The organism is Gillisella vitis, from assembly GCF_021559775.1.
Lineage (GTDB): Bacteria > Pseudomonadota > Alphaproteobacteria > Rhizobiales > Rhizobiaceae > Allorhizobium > Allorhizobium ampelinum.
In genome coordinates, this window is the sequence record NZ_CP056047.1 from 974,867 (window position 1) to 989,368 (window position 14,502).

A 14,502-nucleotide genomic window follows, 5' to 3' on the forward strand; every position below is an offset into this window, starting at 1 on the left:
GGCATTGATGAACCCCATTTAATGGATGTGCGAGACAGAGATCATGATGACATCGCTTCGCTTCGATTTATCCGCCGTTCAGCCGGAAGAGGGCGCTCCCGCCCCGGACCGGCTGGTCGCCGGAGATCCGCGCTTCCTGACCTGGAGTATCGATGAGCCCGGTCAAGGGCTCTATGCCGGGGTCTGGCAATCCACACCCGGCACGTGGCGAATCGTCTACGACGAATGGGAATATTTTTCCGTTTTGGAAGGCTATTCCATCGTCACGGAAGACGGTGGCGAGCCGATGCATCTGCGCAAGGGTGACAGGATGATTCTGCGGCCCGGCTTCACTGGTCTTTGGGAAGTGGTGGAAACCACGACGAAGGATTACGTCGTTCGTTTTTGAGGTGACTGCTGTTACCAGACGAGATCGAGCTTTTCCAACCCGTGGAAATGATAGAGATCCTTGACTTTTGGGGTGCCTGCCAGCGCCAGACCTGGCAGGCGCTGGAACAGCAGCGGCAGCACCAGTGACAGTTCCAGCCGGGCGAGTGGCGCACCGATGCAGAAATGAATGCCAGCGCCGAAAGAAAGATTGGCACCGTCACTGCGCTGCGGCTTGAAGGTCAGAGGATCTGGAAATTTGCGTGGGTCGAGATTGGCCGCAGCCAGGATCAGGCCGATTTTATCGCCTCGGCTGAAGGAGACACCATCGATCTCGCAAGGCTCCAGGCAATAGCGCTGGAAAATATGCACCGGCGCGCAGATCCGCAGACATTCCTCGACCGTGCGCTCGGTGGCGGCTGTATCGCCAAACAATCCTGTTGGGTCCAGCCCGCTTTCGAGAATGATCCGCACCGCATTGCCGATCTGGTGGACGGTCGCTTCATGTCCGGCATTGAGCAGGACCACGGTCGTTGAGATCAGCTCGTCATCGGTGAGATACTGGCCCTTATGCTCGGTATGGATCATGTGGCTGAGCAGGTCGTCACGCGGCTCGCTGCGGCGCTCGGCAATGACACCACGCAGATAATCGGAAAACTCCCGGGCCGCGCGCTCGGCGGCATCCTCATGGGCGCGGGTGCGGTTGAACACATACATGCCGACATAATCATGGCTCCAGGCCAGCAATTGCGGCCCCATCTCGTCGGGAATGCCGATCATCCTGGCAATCATCGTCACCGGAATGATTTCGGCGAAGGAAGACAGCAATTCCGTTTTGCCTTGCGCTTCGAAATCATCGATCAACCTGTTGGCGAGCGCGAGAATATCCGGCGTCATTTTCTCGACATGGCGGGATACGAAAGCGCGGTTAACCAGCGTCCGCAGCCGTGTATGTTCCGGGGGCTCCAGTTCCAGCAGTGACCATGCCTCGGCAGCATCGAAGGCTCTCGTATGGGCGGCGGGCTCCGGCCAGCCCAGCTCTTCACGGCTGGCGATCTGTAGGATCTGCCGACCGAACCGCTTGTCGCGCAACAAACCACTGACCAGATCGTAACCGGTGAAAAACCATTGCTGCTGTTCACGCCAGAAAAATGTCGGTGCCTGGGCATGTAGCGTGGCATAGACCGCATTCGGGGCTTCGAAAAAACCGGGATGACCCGTGTCGAGACTGACCGATCTCTGGTGGGGATCGACGGAGAAAAACGAGGAGTGCGGCATGATCGGTTCGTGGATGCTTTCTTGACGAGGCTGAAACAGCCTCCTCACTCGAGATGTTGCTGTGTCGAACGCTGGCTGAGACGGCGCAGGGCTGCGACCTGACGGTCTGCTTCATTGTCGATTGCCGCCGGTGTGCCGCGTTCCTCGTTGGGCGTCAGGCAAAAAACGGTTTCCCCGCGTGCCACGGCAGTTCTGTTACGGCCATCTGCTTTGGCCGTATAGAGGCCGTGATCGGCCTGACGCATGGCTGTATCGAAGTCGAAGGCCTCGACAGTGGCCGCTGAGAGGCCAATGCTGGTGGTCAGCCTGACAACGCCCTGTTCTGTGGTGATCGGTGTTGAGGCAATCATGTAGCGGATCCGCTCGGCAACACCGGCAGCTTGGCGCAGGTCCGCAACAGCCATGACGGCGCAGAATTCCTCGCCGCCGGAGCGGGCGAAAATCGCGTCATTGCCAAGCGCGCCACCTGTCATCTGCGCAAAGCTGGACAAGACAGTATCACCCGCCTGATGGCCGAATGTATCATTGATATGTTTGAAATAATCGAGATCGAACACCAGAAGTGCCAGAAGCCGGTCTCTGGCGACCGTGTGTTTCAGCTCGCCTACGGTCTCGATCAGACCACGCCGGTTCAGCGCGCCGGTGAGGGGATCGGTGCGCGACAATTGCTTCAGTTCCCGTTCGTTCCGGTCCATGACGATTCGGGCCAGAAGCACCATGGCCGATACCAGGCAGACAATAACGAACAGGCCGATATAATCGCTGAGGGCAACCTCGTGCTGGCCTTCCGGCATGCCGATCAGGCTGGCGGAACCGATCACCGCACATGACAGCGCTTGCAGGGTCCACAAGGCCGCGAGCATCCGACGATATTTCCGTGCTGTCATGCGCGACGTCATGGCCGTGACCGCGAGCATCACGAAGCAAAGCATGCTGGCAAATTGATGGGTCGCCAGACGATAGGCGTAGGTATCCCGTATGACCGGATGGATCAGGACGAGGCCCCAGAGCAGCAGCGGTGCCGCGATCCACCAGCCGGGTTTGCGCCCGTCAAACAGCCGCAAAGCGCAGATCCAGAAACAGAAGCCGCACAGCACAATGGCATTGCCGCCGTAAATTGCCACAGGCGGCGGCAGGTCGTTGCGAAGCGCGATCAGCATTGCGCCAATGCCGTGACAGGCAAACCCGATGGCCATGTAACCGTAATAGCGATGCTGTGGCGCACGCAGCCATATGGTGATCAGCAGGACCGCCAGCGTGATCGCCTGGGTCCCCCACATCAAAAAAGCTGTCTTGATGTCGAGCAAGGCGGTCGGCCCTCGTCACTCTCTGGTTTTATGCTTCCGAACGAAAGCCGGGATGATTTCGCGGCAATCATAATCGATTTTTTCTTTTGGTTGCAAATTCCGATTGGACCTATCACGCCCTATTCACCATGTTATCGATTTTCTGTGTATGGCTTGGCTGGGCAAGCCGCCGCCCACGGGCCGCTTTCGGTAAAACAGCGAGAATGCGAGAACCAATCCATGCAAGCGATTAAGGATATCGTGTGCTCGCGTCTTGAAGTGTTGGGGGCGAACACTCTATGTAGGGATTGACAGCATTTGAATTGATTCCCTCAGCCCGGATCGGCATCGGGCCTGACAGGCTTCGGGAATGGGTTGAAAAGGACGGACATGAGAAATCCAGTTGATACCGCCATGGCTCTGGTGCCTATGGTTGTGGAGCAGACCAATCGCGGCGAACGGTCCTACGACATCTACTCGCGTCTGTTGAAGGAGCGCATCATTTTCCTGACCGGACCGGTCGAGGATCATATGGCGTCGCTTGTCTGCGCCCAGTTGCTGTTTCTGGAAGCGGAAAATCCGAAGAAGGAAATCGCGATCTATATCAATTCTCCCGGCGGTGTCGTGACTGCTGGCATGGCGATCTACGATACGATGCAGTTCATCCGTCCGGCCGTCTCGACGCTGTGCGTCGGCCAGGCCGCCTCGATGGGGTCGCTGCTGCTGGCGGCCGGCGAAAAGGGCATGCGCTTTGCGACCCCCAATGCGCGCATCATGGTGCATCAGCCGTCCGGCGGTTTCCAGGGTCAGGCCTCCGACATCGAACGTCATGCCCGCGACATCATCAAGATGAAGCGTCGCTTGAACGAGGTTTATGTCAAGCACACTGGCCGCACGCTGGAAGAAGTCGAGCACACGCTTGACCGCGACCACTTCATGGAATCCACGGAAGCCAAGGATTGGGGTCTGATCGACAAGATCCTGACGACGCGCTCCGAAATCGAAGGGGTAACGCCTTCTTGATGTCTTTTGGCGGTGGGCTTTCGATGGAAACGCAAGGCCGGATCCATCCAGGGGGTTTAAACTGCCGCCGAAAGCGCTAATAGTTATTAAGGCTATGTTGAGCTTTTATGACATAGCCTGAATATTCTCAGAGGTTCTCGTTGCCGTCAGCTCATGAATGTGACTTTTGAGAGCTGAATAGTACCTCTGAACCGAATTTCGCCCGGATGGCCGGGCGTGCGGTATCGGGCGACATGACTAGACCGCGAGCCGGTAAATGGCGGTGCGGCGTGCTGGAAGGAAAAAGTTATGAGCAAGGTCAGCGGAAGCAACGGCGGTGACTCGAAGAATACCCTGTATTGTTCGTTCTGCGGCAAGAGCCAGCACGAGGTCCGGAAACTGATTGCCGGCCCGACGGTTTTCATCTGCGATGAATGCGTCGAACTCTGCATGGATATCATCCGCGAGGAAAACAAGAGTTCGATGGTCAAGTCGCGCGATGGCGTGCCGACACCGCAGGACATCATCAAGATCCTCGACGAATATGTGATCGGCCAGAGACAGGCCAAGAAGATCCTGTCCGTTGCTGTCCACAATCATTACAAGCGCCTCTCGCATGCCTCCAAGGGTGGCGATGTGGAGTTGGCGAAGTCAAACATCCTGCTGGTCGGGCCAACCGGTTGCGGCAAGACCTATCTTGCCCAGACTCTGGCGCGCATCATCGATGTGCCCTTCACCATGGCGGATGCGACAACGCTGACGGAAGCCGGCTATGTCGGTGAAGACGTTGAAAACATCATCCTGAAGCTGCTGCAATCGGCCGATTACAATGTCGAGCGCGCCCAGCGCGGCATCGTCTATATCGACGAAGTCGACAAGATCAGCCGCAAGTCCGACAACCCGTCGATTACCCGCGACGTGTCTGGCGAAGGCGTACAGCAGGCGCTGCTGAAGATCATGGAAGGCACTGTGGCTTCGGTTCCTCCCCAGGGCGGTCGCAAGCATCCGCAGCAGGAATTCCTGCAGGTGGATACGACCAATATCCTGTTCATCTGCGGTGGTGCTTTTGCCGGTCTGGACAAGATCATCTCGGCTCGTGGCGAAAAGACCTCGATCGGCTTCGGTGCGACGGTTGTGTCGCCGGAAGATCGTCGCGTCGGCGAAGTGCTGCGCGAACTGGAACCGGAAGATCTGGTCAAGTTCGGCCTGATCCCGGAATTCATCGGTCGTCTGCCGGTTCTGGCGACGCTGGAAGACCTGGACGAGGACGCGCTGATCCAGATCCTGTCCGAGCCAAAGAATGCACTCGTCAAGCAGTATCAGCGCCTGTTCGAAATGGAGGACGTTGAATTGTCCTTCCACGAGGACGCGCTACGCGAAATCGCCCGCAAGGCGATTACCCGCAAGACCGGCGCTCGCGGCCTGCGTTCGATCATGGAAAAGATCCTGCTCGACACGATGTTCGAACTGCCTGAGCTTGAAGGCGTGCGCGAAGTGGTGATTTCCGATGAAGTGGTGCGCGGTGCCGCCCGTCCGCTCTACATCTATGCGGATCGCCAGGAAGAAAAGGCCAACGCTTCGGCGTGAACCTCCGCAATCTCTGAACAGCTTTGAAGCCCGCCGCGTGCGGGCTTCGGCGTTTCTTCGGGGTGGGGGGCGTTTAGGTGCTTTGATCTACGTTTCTCATCGGTTGTCTTTTCGGGAAAACCGGGTCCCACTTTTCCCTGCCAAACTCTAAGTCGTTTGCAGGGCGTTTTTGAATAGTTTATGACTATTACAAGGTGCTTCGCGCGATGTGACAGATTCGGTCGAAGGCAGGTTTGCCCCAGGCGAGTGTTTGATATCTTCGGATGCTGGAATGCCTGGCGTGCGCATCAGGGTAGGGCGGCTTCGGTCGCCGTGGTCGGGCAGCGCCGGTGCGTTTTGTTGTTGCTTGCTGTCGCGTCAATCAACCGTTTGTATTGTGTTTCAGCATGATGGGCTCGACCCTGATGGGTCTGAGCCGGAATCATGCAACAGGCCTCAAGCTGTTGCGCCACGGTGGTGGCACAGGGCACAAAGGCTTGAATTTTAGCTCTTGGGTCTCCACTTTAACCGGTGAGACAGGACCATGTCCCCCGCGGCTTTTGAGCGCGGATTTGGGTCCCGGCAACGGGACGATGAAAGGAACTGGAATGACTAAAGTGACCTCTGTCACCGGCGAAACCAATACCTATCCGGTATTGCCGCTGCGTGACATCGTGGTGTTCCCGCACATGATCGTGCCGCTCTTCGTAGGGCGCGAGAAGTCTATTCGTGCCCTCGAAGAAGTCATGGGCTCCGACAAGCAGATCATGCTGGCCACCCAGATCAATGCAAGCGATGACGATCCATCGGCCGATGCCATCTATGAGGTTGGCACTGTCGCCAATGTATTGCAGCTTTTGAAATTGCCTGACGGCACCGTCAAGGTGCTGATCGAGGGCAAGGCGCGCGCCCGGATCTCTGGCTATACCGGACGTGAGGACTTCTACGAGGCCCATGCCGATCTGTTGCCCGAACCCGCCGAAGATCCGGTGGAAGTCGAGGCTCTGAGCCGGTCTGTGGTGTCGGAGTTTGAAAATTACGTCAAGCTCAACAAGAAGATCTCGCCGGAAGTGGTGGGGGCTGCCAGTCAGATCGAAGACTATTCGAAGCTGGCCGATACGGTTGCCTCACATCTGTCGATCAAGATCACCGAAAAGCAGGAAATGCTGGAAACGGTGAGCATCAAGACCCGGCTTGAAAAAGCGCTCGGCTTCATGGAGGGCGAAATTTCCGTTCTCCAGGTGGAGAAGCGTATTCGCTCGCGCGTCAAGCGCCAGATGGAAAAGACCCAGCGCGAATATTACCTGAACGAGCAGATGAAGGCGATTCAGAAGGAACTTGGCGACGGCGAGGAAGGCCGCGACGAGATGGCCGAACTGGAAGAGCGCATTGCCAAGACCAAGCTGTCCAAGGAAGCCAAGGACAAGGCTGATGCGGAGCTGAAAAAGCTCAAGCATATGAGCCCGATGTCGGCGGAAGCCACAGTCGTGCGTAACTACCTCGACTGGCTGCTCGGCCTGCCCTGGAACAAGAAGTCCAAGGTGCGGATCGACCTCAACGCCGCCGAGAAGATCCTGGATGAGGACCATTTCGGCCTCGACAAGGTCAAGGAACGGATCGTCGAGTATCTGGCCGTGCAGGCCCGTGCCACCAAGTTGAAGGGTCCTATCCTGTGCCTCGTCGGTCCTCCGGGCGTCGGCAAGACCTCGCTCGCCCGCTCGATTGCCAAGGCCACAGGACGTGAATATGTCCGCATGGCGCTGGGTGGCGTGCGTGATGAGGCCGAGATCCGCGGTCACCGCCGGACCTACATTGGCTCCATGCCCGGCAAGGTCGTGCAGTCGATGAAGAAGGCTAAACGGTCCAACCCGCTATTCCTGCTCGACGAAATCGACAAGATGGGCCAGGATTTCCGTGGCGATCCGTCATCGGCTCTGCTTGAGGTGCTGGATCCGGAACAGAACGCGACCTTCATGGACCATTACCTGGAGGTCGAATACGATCTGTCCAACGTGATGTTCATCACGACCGCGAATACGCTGAATATTCCTGGCCCGCTGATGGACCGCATGGAAATCATCCGGATTGCCGGTTACACCGAGGATGAAAAGCTCCAGATTGCCAAGCGGCATCTTCTGCCAAAGGCGATCAAGGAACATGCGCTGCGCCCGGAAGAGTTCTCGCTGGCGGATGATGCGATCGTCTCGATCATCCAGCAATATACCCGCGAGGCAGGTGTGCGCAGTCTCGAGCGTGAATTGATGAAGGTCGCCCGCAAGGCTGTGACCGAGATCATCAAGGGCAAGTCGACCTCTGTTGCCGTCACGGCGGCCAGCATCAACGATTATCTCGGTGTGCCGCGCTATCGTCATGGTGAGGCCGAAGGCGAGGATCAGGTTGGTATCGTCACCGGTCTTGCCTGGACGGAAGTGGGCGGCGAATTGCTGACCATTGAAGGTGTGATGATGCCGGGTAAGGGCCGCATGACGGTGACCGGCAATCTGAAGGAAGTGATGAAGGAATCGATTTCGGCGGCGGCATCCTATGTCCGCTCGCGCGCCGTCGATTTCGGAATTGAGCCTCCGCGCTTTGACAAGTCGGACATTCACGTCCACGTGCCGGAAGGTGCGACGCCTAAGGACGGTCCGTCGGCGGGTGTGGCAATGGCAACCGCCATTGTTTCGATCATGACGGGCATTCCGGTCAACAAGGACGTGGCGATGACGGGTGAGATCACCCTGCGCGGTCGCGTCTTGCCGATTGGTGGCTTGAAGGAAAAGCTGCTGGCCGCTCTTCGCGGTGGCATCAAGAAGGTTCTGATCCCGGAAGAAAACGCCAAGGATCTGGCGGATATTCCAGACAATGTGAAGAACAATCTTGAGATCGTCCCGGTCGCCCGGATGGGTGAGGTGATTGCTCATGCGCTGGTGCGCATACCTGAGCCGATCGAGTGGGATGGCACGGTGGAAACGCCTGCCGTCGGCACTGTTGAAGGTGTCGATGATTCAGGCGCAACCGTGGCGCACTGAGCCGTCTTTGCCACGATCCTGCCCAATTGGCGGGAAAACTTCGAAAAGGCTGGCCTTCGGGCCAGCCTTTTTTGTGCAAACATCACCAGAAGCCTTGTTTTTCAGGCGATTGCGGTGCTTTTGGCTTGCGACGGGCATGGGCATGAGTATTGTCCGCCCGACTTGGAATTTTTGAGTCATGCCGGAGGCCATCGAAAATGGCGGTCGGTATTGCTTTGTGATCCTCTCGGGCGCCTGGCGCTTTGCGGTGGTCGCGGTTCCTCGATGCGGGGATGCGTTAGCATCTTCGCCGCTTTGATATTCATGTCATACAGAAAGGGTGGAAACATGAACAAGTCCGAACTCGTAAACGCAGTTGCCGATAAGGCCGGTCTCAGCAAGGCCGACGCAGCTTCCGCCGTGGACGCCGTCTTCGACACCGTCCAGGCGGAATTGAAGAATGGTGGCGACATTCGCCTCGCCGGTTTTGGCGCCTTCACGGTTTCCCATCGCGAAGCCTCGAAGGGCCGCAATCCTTCGACTGGCGCGGAAGTTGATATTCCGGCCCGTAACGTTCCGAAGTTCACGGCCGGCAAGGGCCTGAAGGACGCTGTTAACAGCTGATCCTGCTAGAGTTTGTCAGGGAAAAGTGGAAACCGGTTTTCCCGAAAAGACAAACGAAAACAAGAGTAGCTAGAGTCTGTCTGGTTCAATCTGAACCTGACAGACTCTAGCGACAAATATACCAGTTCTACCGAAAACCCGGCTCTCAAGCCGGGTTTTTTGTCTTTTTGCAGGAAGGAGGCATCTCGTTGCCGTTTCACTGATCCAAGATGGTCGCTGCTTCGAAATAGCATTGAGTTCAATACAAAATGGCTGCCGCAAACGAGCTGCCAATGGTCCATCAGAGAGGCGCCCGTGGTCACGAAGAAAGCCGATCTCCCGACCAAGCTCTGCGTGGCCTGCCACAGGCCTTTCGCGTGGCGTAAAAAGTGGGCGCGCTGCTGGGAGGAAGTTCGCTTCTGTTCCGAGCGCTGCCGTAACCGCAGGGCAGCGAGCCGAGAATTGGAGACGGCCCAATGCGATAGTTTTTCGGTGTCGCATCGGATAGGTCGGAAAGCCGTGTCGAGAGTGTCACACACCTCATGAAACAACTATCAAACCTGACTTTGCTCCTTTACGCGCTTCCGGCCCTGCCTTTGGCGGCCATTGCTTTGCCGCTCTATATCATCGTTCCGTCCGTTTATGCCGGGCGGTTTGGTATTGCTCTGTCGGCCATTGGGGCCGCTTTGCTGGCCATTCGCTGTCTGGATGCGATAACCGATCCGCTGATCGGTTGGCTCGCGGACCGGATTCCCGGTCGGTATGGTCGCCGCCGTCTGTTCTTTCTATTGTCTTTGCCGCTGACGGCGGTCTCCGCTTTCATGCTGTTCAACCCACCGGAAGGGGCAGGGCTTGCGCATCTGGTGGTTTGGGGCTGTCTTCTGTCGATCGGCAGTACCTGGACAAGCCTGCCTTATACCGCCTGGGGTGCCGAACTCGAGACCTCCTACGATGGCCGGGTCAGGCTTTCGGCCTGGCGTGAGGGTACGACGCTACTCGGCACGCTGCTCGCCATCTCGCTGCCTTTCCTGGGGCAGGCATCCACGACAGGCGCCCAGCCGGACCTGAATGCGATTGCTGTTATGGTGGCGGTGCTCTTGCCAATCTTTGGTGCCATTGCGGTATGGCGCGTGGCGGAACCGGTGGATTTTTCGAAAACCCGGCTTTCTCTGAAGGCAGGAGCGGGCTTTCTGCTGGCCAATAGCGCCTTTCTGCGGCTGGCCATGGCCTTCTTGATGAATTCTCTGGCCAATGCCATCCCCGCTTCGCTGTTTCTTTATTTCGTCGCGGCGCGGTTGGAGGCGCCTGAGCTTCAAGGGCCTTTGCTGTTTGCTTATTTCTTATCGGCGGTCGCCGGCGTGCCACTTGCGGTTTTCGTGGCGCGGCGGCTGGGCAAGCACAGGGCCTGGTGCTGGGCCATGCTGCTCAGCTGCGCGATCTTTGCCTTGGCCGGCCTGCTGGGGCCGGGAGACGCCTGGCTGTTTCTCGGCATCTGCGTGGTGACGGGCGTCTTGCTCGGCTTTGATCTGGCGCTGCCGCCAGCCATTCAGGCCGATGTGATCGATCAGGACACACTGGCGTCGGGAGAACAGCGATCCGGGCTTTATTTCGCCGCCTGGAGTTTCGTCACCAAGCTGGCATTGGCGCTCTCTTCCGGCATTGTCTTTCCGCTACTGGCTTTGGCAGGCTTCCAGCCGGAAGGCGGCGCCCAAAGCGGGCAGGCGCTTTCGGTCTTGTCGGCGCTTTATGCTTTCTTGCCGATCCTGTTCAAGCTTTTCGCCATCGCTCTTATGTGGCGGTTTTCCATCGACAGCACGCACCAGCAAGCCACTCGACAGAAAATCGAGCAGCGCCAGAGGGAAATATCAAACCCATCATGATCAGGTCTGTGGCGTCATGGATGGCTTGGGCAGGGCGCGACCATCCTGATAGATGCGCCGCAGAAAAGACAGCAGCTGGGCAAGCTCGTCTTTCGAAAATCGCTCGGTAAAACGGGCTTCATGGCCATGGCGAAGCTCTTTCGCCGCGGCCAGAACACGCTGGCCTTCCTCGGTTACGAAGAGTTCCTGGCGCCGGCGATCCACCTGGGAGGGCCGGCGCTCGACGGCGCCCCGGCCTTCAAGCTTGTTGATCAGCGCCATCATGGTCGCCTTGTCCATGCGCAGGCTTTGGGCAAAATCGATCTGGCTGGCCCCAGCATTGTTGTCGATCAATTCCAGCACGGCAAATTGCTTCGGGGTTAAAGCCAGCCCCGACATGGTCGCCTGAAAATCCTGGAACACCGCCACATTGGCCAACCGCAAATGAAAGCCAAGAACTTTTTCCAGGTCGCCGAAGGCCACAGTTCCGGAAAATTCCGGGGTTTCGAAATCGTCAGTCGGCTGTTCCGGTCCGTCCATGCGCTCAATCCATGTTCGATAATGCCTTCAGGTTGAGGATGTGTAGCATCTCCAGCCTGATAAGATACGGCTCTATCCGGTGATAAACCCATAAGCCCAAAAGGCAAAGTGCCATATTTGACCTGTGCATTCCGCAGATTTCACTTGTGCCTCGAGAAAGATAATATAATATGTAATACATACTAAATGGCCGTCGGGAGAACTGGCCAGGGAGGATATATGTCGTACTATGGTGGCGCAGGTTTGCGCGAGACTTCGGCGTTTGCTGGCATGGTCGCGGAGGATCCTGTCCGGTTCCGCGCCAATAGCGGTCCAGATCGGCCAGCCGTCATGGAGCTGGCAACCGGGCAATCATTGACATTTTCTGAATTCGATACGCTGATCGCGCGATGCGCCGCCGCTCTTGACGATGTGATCGCAAGGGCAGGGACGGGGCAGGACAGCCCAGCCCGTATTGCCTATCTCGGACGCAATTCCACTGCTCAATTCGCGGTTTGTTTTGCCTGCCAGCGGATCGGTGCGATCTTCGTGCCATTGAACTGGCGCTTGAGCGCCCGAGAAATTTCGCTGATTCTTGCCGACTGCGAACCGACGCTGTTGCTGTACGACGCGGAATTTGCCGAAGCCGGTAGCAGCTTCGAGGTCGAAAGCCTTGATGTGACCGGCAAGGGAGGCTTTCTGGACAAGGCCTCGGTTTTGGAGCCAATCGCACCTCGCTATTCATCTGCCGACCGTACATGCGTGATTCTCTACACATCCGGGACGACAGGCGTGCCAAAGGGCGTGCTGCTTAATGCCCGCAATTTGTTTTTCTCCGCCTTGAATTTTGCTTTCGTCGGTGAGGTGACGCCGGAATCGGTCGTGCTTTGCGACTTGCCGTTTTTCCACACGATCGGGTTGGTGGCCCTGGCGCGCACCGCAATGGTGATGGGCGCCCGGCTGGTCATTTCTGACCGCTTCATCGCCGAACGCACGATTGCCACCATGGCGGACACCCAAATCGGCGTGAGCCACTATTGTGGTGTGCCGCAAATGGCCAGTACGTTGCGGAACTCGCCGAATTGGAACCCGGCTGCATTGCAGGGTCTGAAGGCGATCTTTCTGGGTGGCGCGCCCTTGCCACCGGTGCTGATCGAGCGTTTTCTCGATGACGGCATTGCCCTGGTCAATGGCTATGGGATGAGCGAAACCGGCACGGCCTATCATATGCCGCTCGACCGCCAACTCATCGCCCGTCATCCGGGTAGTATCGGTTTTGCGGCTCCCTTGCTTGAAACGCGGGTTGTTGATTTCGATGGTGCCGATGTCACCGATGGCGGGATCGGTGAAATCTGGCTACGAGGACCAAGCGTCACAGAGGGCTATTGGAACCGTCCGGACCTGACCGAGGCTGCCTTCACCGATGGCTGGTTTCGCAGCGGCGATATGGCGCGGGTCCAGGACGGTGTCGTCTATCTCGCTGATCGCCTGAAGGACATGTATATCAGCGGCGGTGAAAACGTCTATCCTGCTGAGGTTGAAGCGGCGATTGCCGCCCATCCCGGCGTTGCCGATGTCGCAGTCATGGGCCTTGCCCATGCCGAATGGGGCGAGGTCGGCCTGGCACTGGTCGTCGCTGGCAACGACGGCCTACGTGATCACGATATCCTACGCCATTGCGCTGATCGGCTTGCCAGCTTCAAACGGCCCAAACACGTGGTGTTTGTGGATGCCATTCCCCGTTCGGCTTCCGGCAAGGTGCAGAAGCACATTTTGCGCCAATCCTACACTCACCTTTCATCCAGTTCGACACCGGCGTCCGGACAGCCCGGCGCATAAGGAGACATACCATGACAGTTGCAGAAAAATCCGACGCAGACACCGTGTTGGTCGACATCGAAGACCGAATCGCCTTCGTGACCTTCAATCGGCCTGAAAAACGCAATGCGATGAACCCGGCTCTGAATATCCGCATGGCGGAAATCCTTGAGGAACTGGAAGCCGACGACCGTTGCGGTGTGCTTGTCCTGCGTGGTGCAGGAACCTCATGGTCTGCCGGCATGGATCTTCAGCAATATTTCCGTGACAATGACGACAAGCCCCGCCATGCAACTCTGAAAAGCCGCCGCCAATCGGGCGGGTGGTGGCAGCGCCTGACCTATTTCGAAAAGCCAACCATCGCTATGGTCAATGGCTGGTGCTTCGGCGGAGCCTTCAATCCGCTGGTCGCCTGCGATCTGGCGATTGCCGCCAATGAAGCCACCTTCGGGCTCTCGGAAATCAACTGGGGCATTCTGCCGGGTGGCAATGTGACCCGGGCTGTTGCCGAGGTGATGAATCACCGTGATTCGCTGTATTACATCATGACCGGTGAGCCCTTTGGTGGCGAAAAGGCCCGCGATATGGGCCTGGTCAACGAATCGGTGCCACTGGAAGAGCTGGAAACCCGCGTACGCAAACTCTGCGCCAGCCTGCTCGAGAAAAATCCTGTGACAATGAAAGCCGCCAAGGACACGTTCAAGCGCGTCCGCAACATGCCCTGGGAACTGGCCGACGACTATATCTATGCCAAGCTGGAGCAAATGCTGCTGCTGGACAAGACCCGGGGCCGTGACGAGGGCCTGAAACAGTTCCTGGATGACAAGACCTATCGCCCCGGCCTTGGCGCTTACAAACGGAAATAAACTCCCGAAAGCATCGATAATTCATAGGAATGAAAGACCCGCGGAATCACCTGCGGGTCTTTTTTTGCCGAGCTCGGCGAAACTCGTCCAAAAAACGAGACACAAAGCTGCGTTGGCTGGCCACCTAAATTACACAAATATCGAATGTACAGGGAAAAATGGTGGGCGATGAGAGACTCGAACTCCCGACATCCTCGGTGTAAACGAGGCGCTCTACCAACTGAGCTAATCGCCCTTCGCGTCATCGGGTCGTGCCCGCCGCGTCGGTGGCTGTGATCTATTCGGTCGCTGAAAAAACCGCAAGAGGGTTTTTTGCTTTTTTTTGTTTTTT

General features: G+C 57.5%; 12 protein-coding genes and 1 tRNA gene. 9 read left to right on the plus strand and 4 right to left on the minus strand.

All coding sequences use genetic code 11. From position 1 onward, the window contains the following. Positions 1 to 43: 43 nt before the first annotated feature. Positions 44 to 388 carry a cupin domain-containing protein gene (locus AVCG78_RS04475; RefSeq protein WP_071204762.1) on the plus strand — a complete coding sequence of 115 codons (345 nt, stop codon included), beginning with the start codon at positions 44 to 46 and terminating at the stop codon, positions 386 to 388. An 11-nt stretch (positions 389 to 399) separates the two neighbouring features. Here the strand turns inward: AVCG78_RS04475 and AVCG78_RS04480 are convergent, their stop codons facing one another. Further along, positions 400 to 1,644, minus strand: a complete 1,245-nt coding sequence (locus AVCG78_RS04480; RefSeq protein WP_071204616.1) for a cytochrome P450 — start codon at positions 1,642 to 1,644, stop codon at positions 400 to 402. Between the two features lie 44 nt (positions 1,645 to 1,688). Further along, positions 1,689 to 2,924: a GGDEF domain-containing protein gene (locus AVCG78_RS04485; protein WP_139191416.1), complete on the minus strand. Its 1,236-nt coding sequence runs from the start codon at positions 2,922 to 2,924 to the stop codon at positions 1,689 to 1,691. 396 nt (positions 2,925 to 3,320) lie between these two features. On the opposite strand from AVCG78_RS04485, the gene clpP reads away from it, so the two are divergent. The 6 genes from clpP to AVCG78_RS04515 all read left to right on the plus strand — a co-directional run bounded on the left by clpP (position 3,321) and on the right by AVCG78_RS04515 (position 10,989). Continuing rightward, positions 3,321 to 3,953, plus strand: a complete 633-nt coding sequence (gene clpP / locus AVCG78_RS04490; RefSeq protein ID WP_015915638.1) for an ATP-dependent Clp endopeptidase proteolytic subunit ClpP — start codon at positions 3,321 to 3,323, stop codon at positions 3,951 to 3,953. A gap of 288 nt (positions 3,954 to 4,241) precedes the next feature. Beyond that, positions 4,242 to 5,519: an ATP-dependent Clp protease ATP-binding subunit ClpX gene (clpX, locus tag AVCG78_RS04495; protein ID WP_015915639.1), complete on the plus strand. Its 1,278-nt coding sequence runs from the start codon at positions 4,242 to 4,244 to the stop codon at positions 5,517 to 5,519. A gap of 587 nt (positions 5,520 to 6,106) precedes the next feature. After that, on the plus strand, positions 6,107 to 8,527 hold the full coding sequence (gene lon / locus AVCG78_RS04500; protein ID WP_041696436.1) for an endopeptidase La: 2,421 nt from the start codon (positions 6,107 to 6,109) through the stop codon (positions 8,525 to 8,527). Between the two features lie 327 nt (positions 8,528 to 8,854). After that, positions 8,855 to 9,130, plus strand: coding sequence for a DNA-binding protein HupB (gene hupB / locus AVCG78_RS04505; protein ID WP_015915641.1), 276 nt, complete (start codon positions 8,855 to 8,857; stop codon positions 9,128 to 9,130). A 333-nt stretch (positions 9,131 to 9,463) separates the two neighbouring features. Continuing rightward, a complete protein-coding gene (locus tag AVCG78_RS27290; protein ID WP_409065492.1) occupies positions 9,464 to 9,655 on the plus strand; it encodes a DUF2256 domain-containing protein in 192 nt (63 codons plus the stop codon). Continuing rightward, positions 9,652 to 10,989: an MFS transporter gene (locus AVCG78_RS04515; RefSeq protein WP_071585289.1), complete on the plus strand. Its 1,338-nt coding sequence runs from the start codon at positions 9,652 to 9,654 to the stop codon at positions 10,987 to 10,989. The genes AVCG78_RS27290 and AVCG78_RS04515 overlap by 4 nt, the downstream gene beginning before the upstream one ends. Here the strand turns inward: AVCG78_RS04515 and AVCG78_RS04520 are convergent, their stop codons facing one another. Next, positions 10,990 to 11,508: a MarR family winged helix-turn-helix transcriptional regulator gene (locus AVCG78_RS04520; protein WP_071204612.1), complete on the minus strand. Its 519-nt coding sequence runs from the start codon at positions 11,506 to 11,508 to the stop codon at positions 10,990 to 10,992. A 219-nt stretch (positions 11,509 to 11,727) separates the two neighbouring features. Here AVCG78_RS04520 and AVCG78_RS04525 point away from each other — a divergent pair, with 219 nt between their 5' ends. Both AVCG78_RS04525 and AVCG78_RS04530 read left to right on the plus strand, forming a co-directional pair. Continuing rightward, entirely contained in the window at positions 11,728 to 13,326 is a 1,599-nt protein-coding gene (locus tag AVCG78_RS04525; RefSeq protein ID WP_071585287.1) for an AMP-binding protein, read from the plus strand. 11 nt (positions 13,327 to 13,337) lie between these two features. Further along, on the plus strand, positions 13,338 to 14,171 hold the full coding sequence (locus tag AVCG78_RS04530) for a p-hydroxycinnamoyl CoA hydratase/lyase (RefSeq protein WP_071204610.1): 834 nt from the start codon (positions 13,338 to 13,340) through the stop codon (positions 14,169 to 14,171). 159 nt (positions 14,172 to 14,330) lie between these two features. Here AVCG78_RS04530 and AVCG78_RS04535 read toward each other — a convergent pair. Next, a tRNA-Val gene (locus tag AVCG78_RS04535) sits at positions 14,331 to 14,406 on the minus strand. Between the last annotated feature and the right edge of the window lie 96 nt (positions 14,407 to 14,502).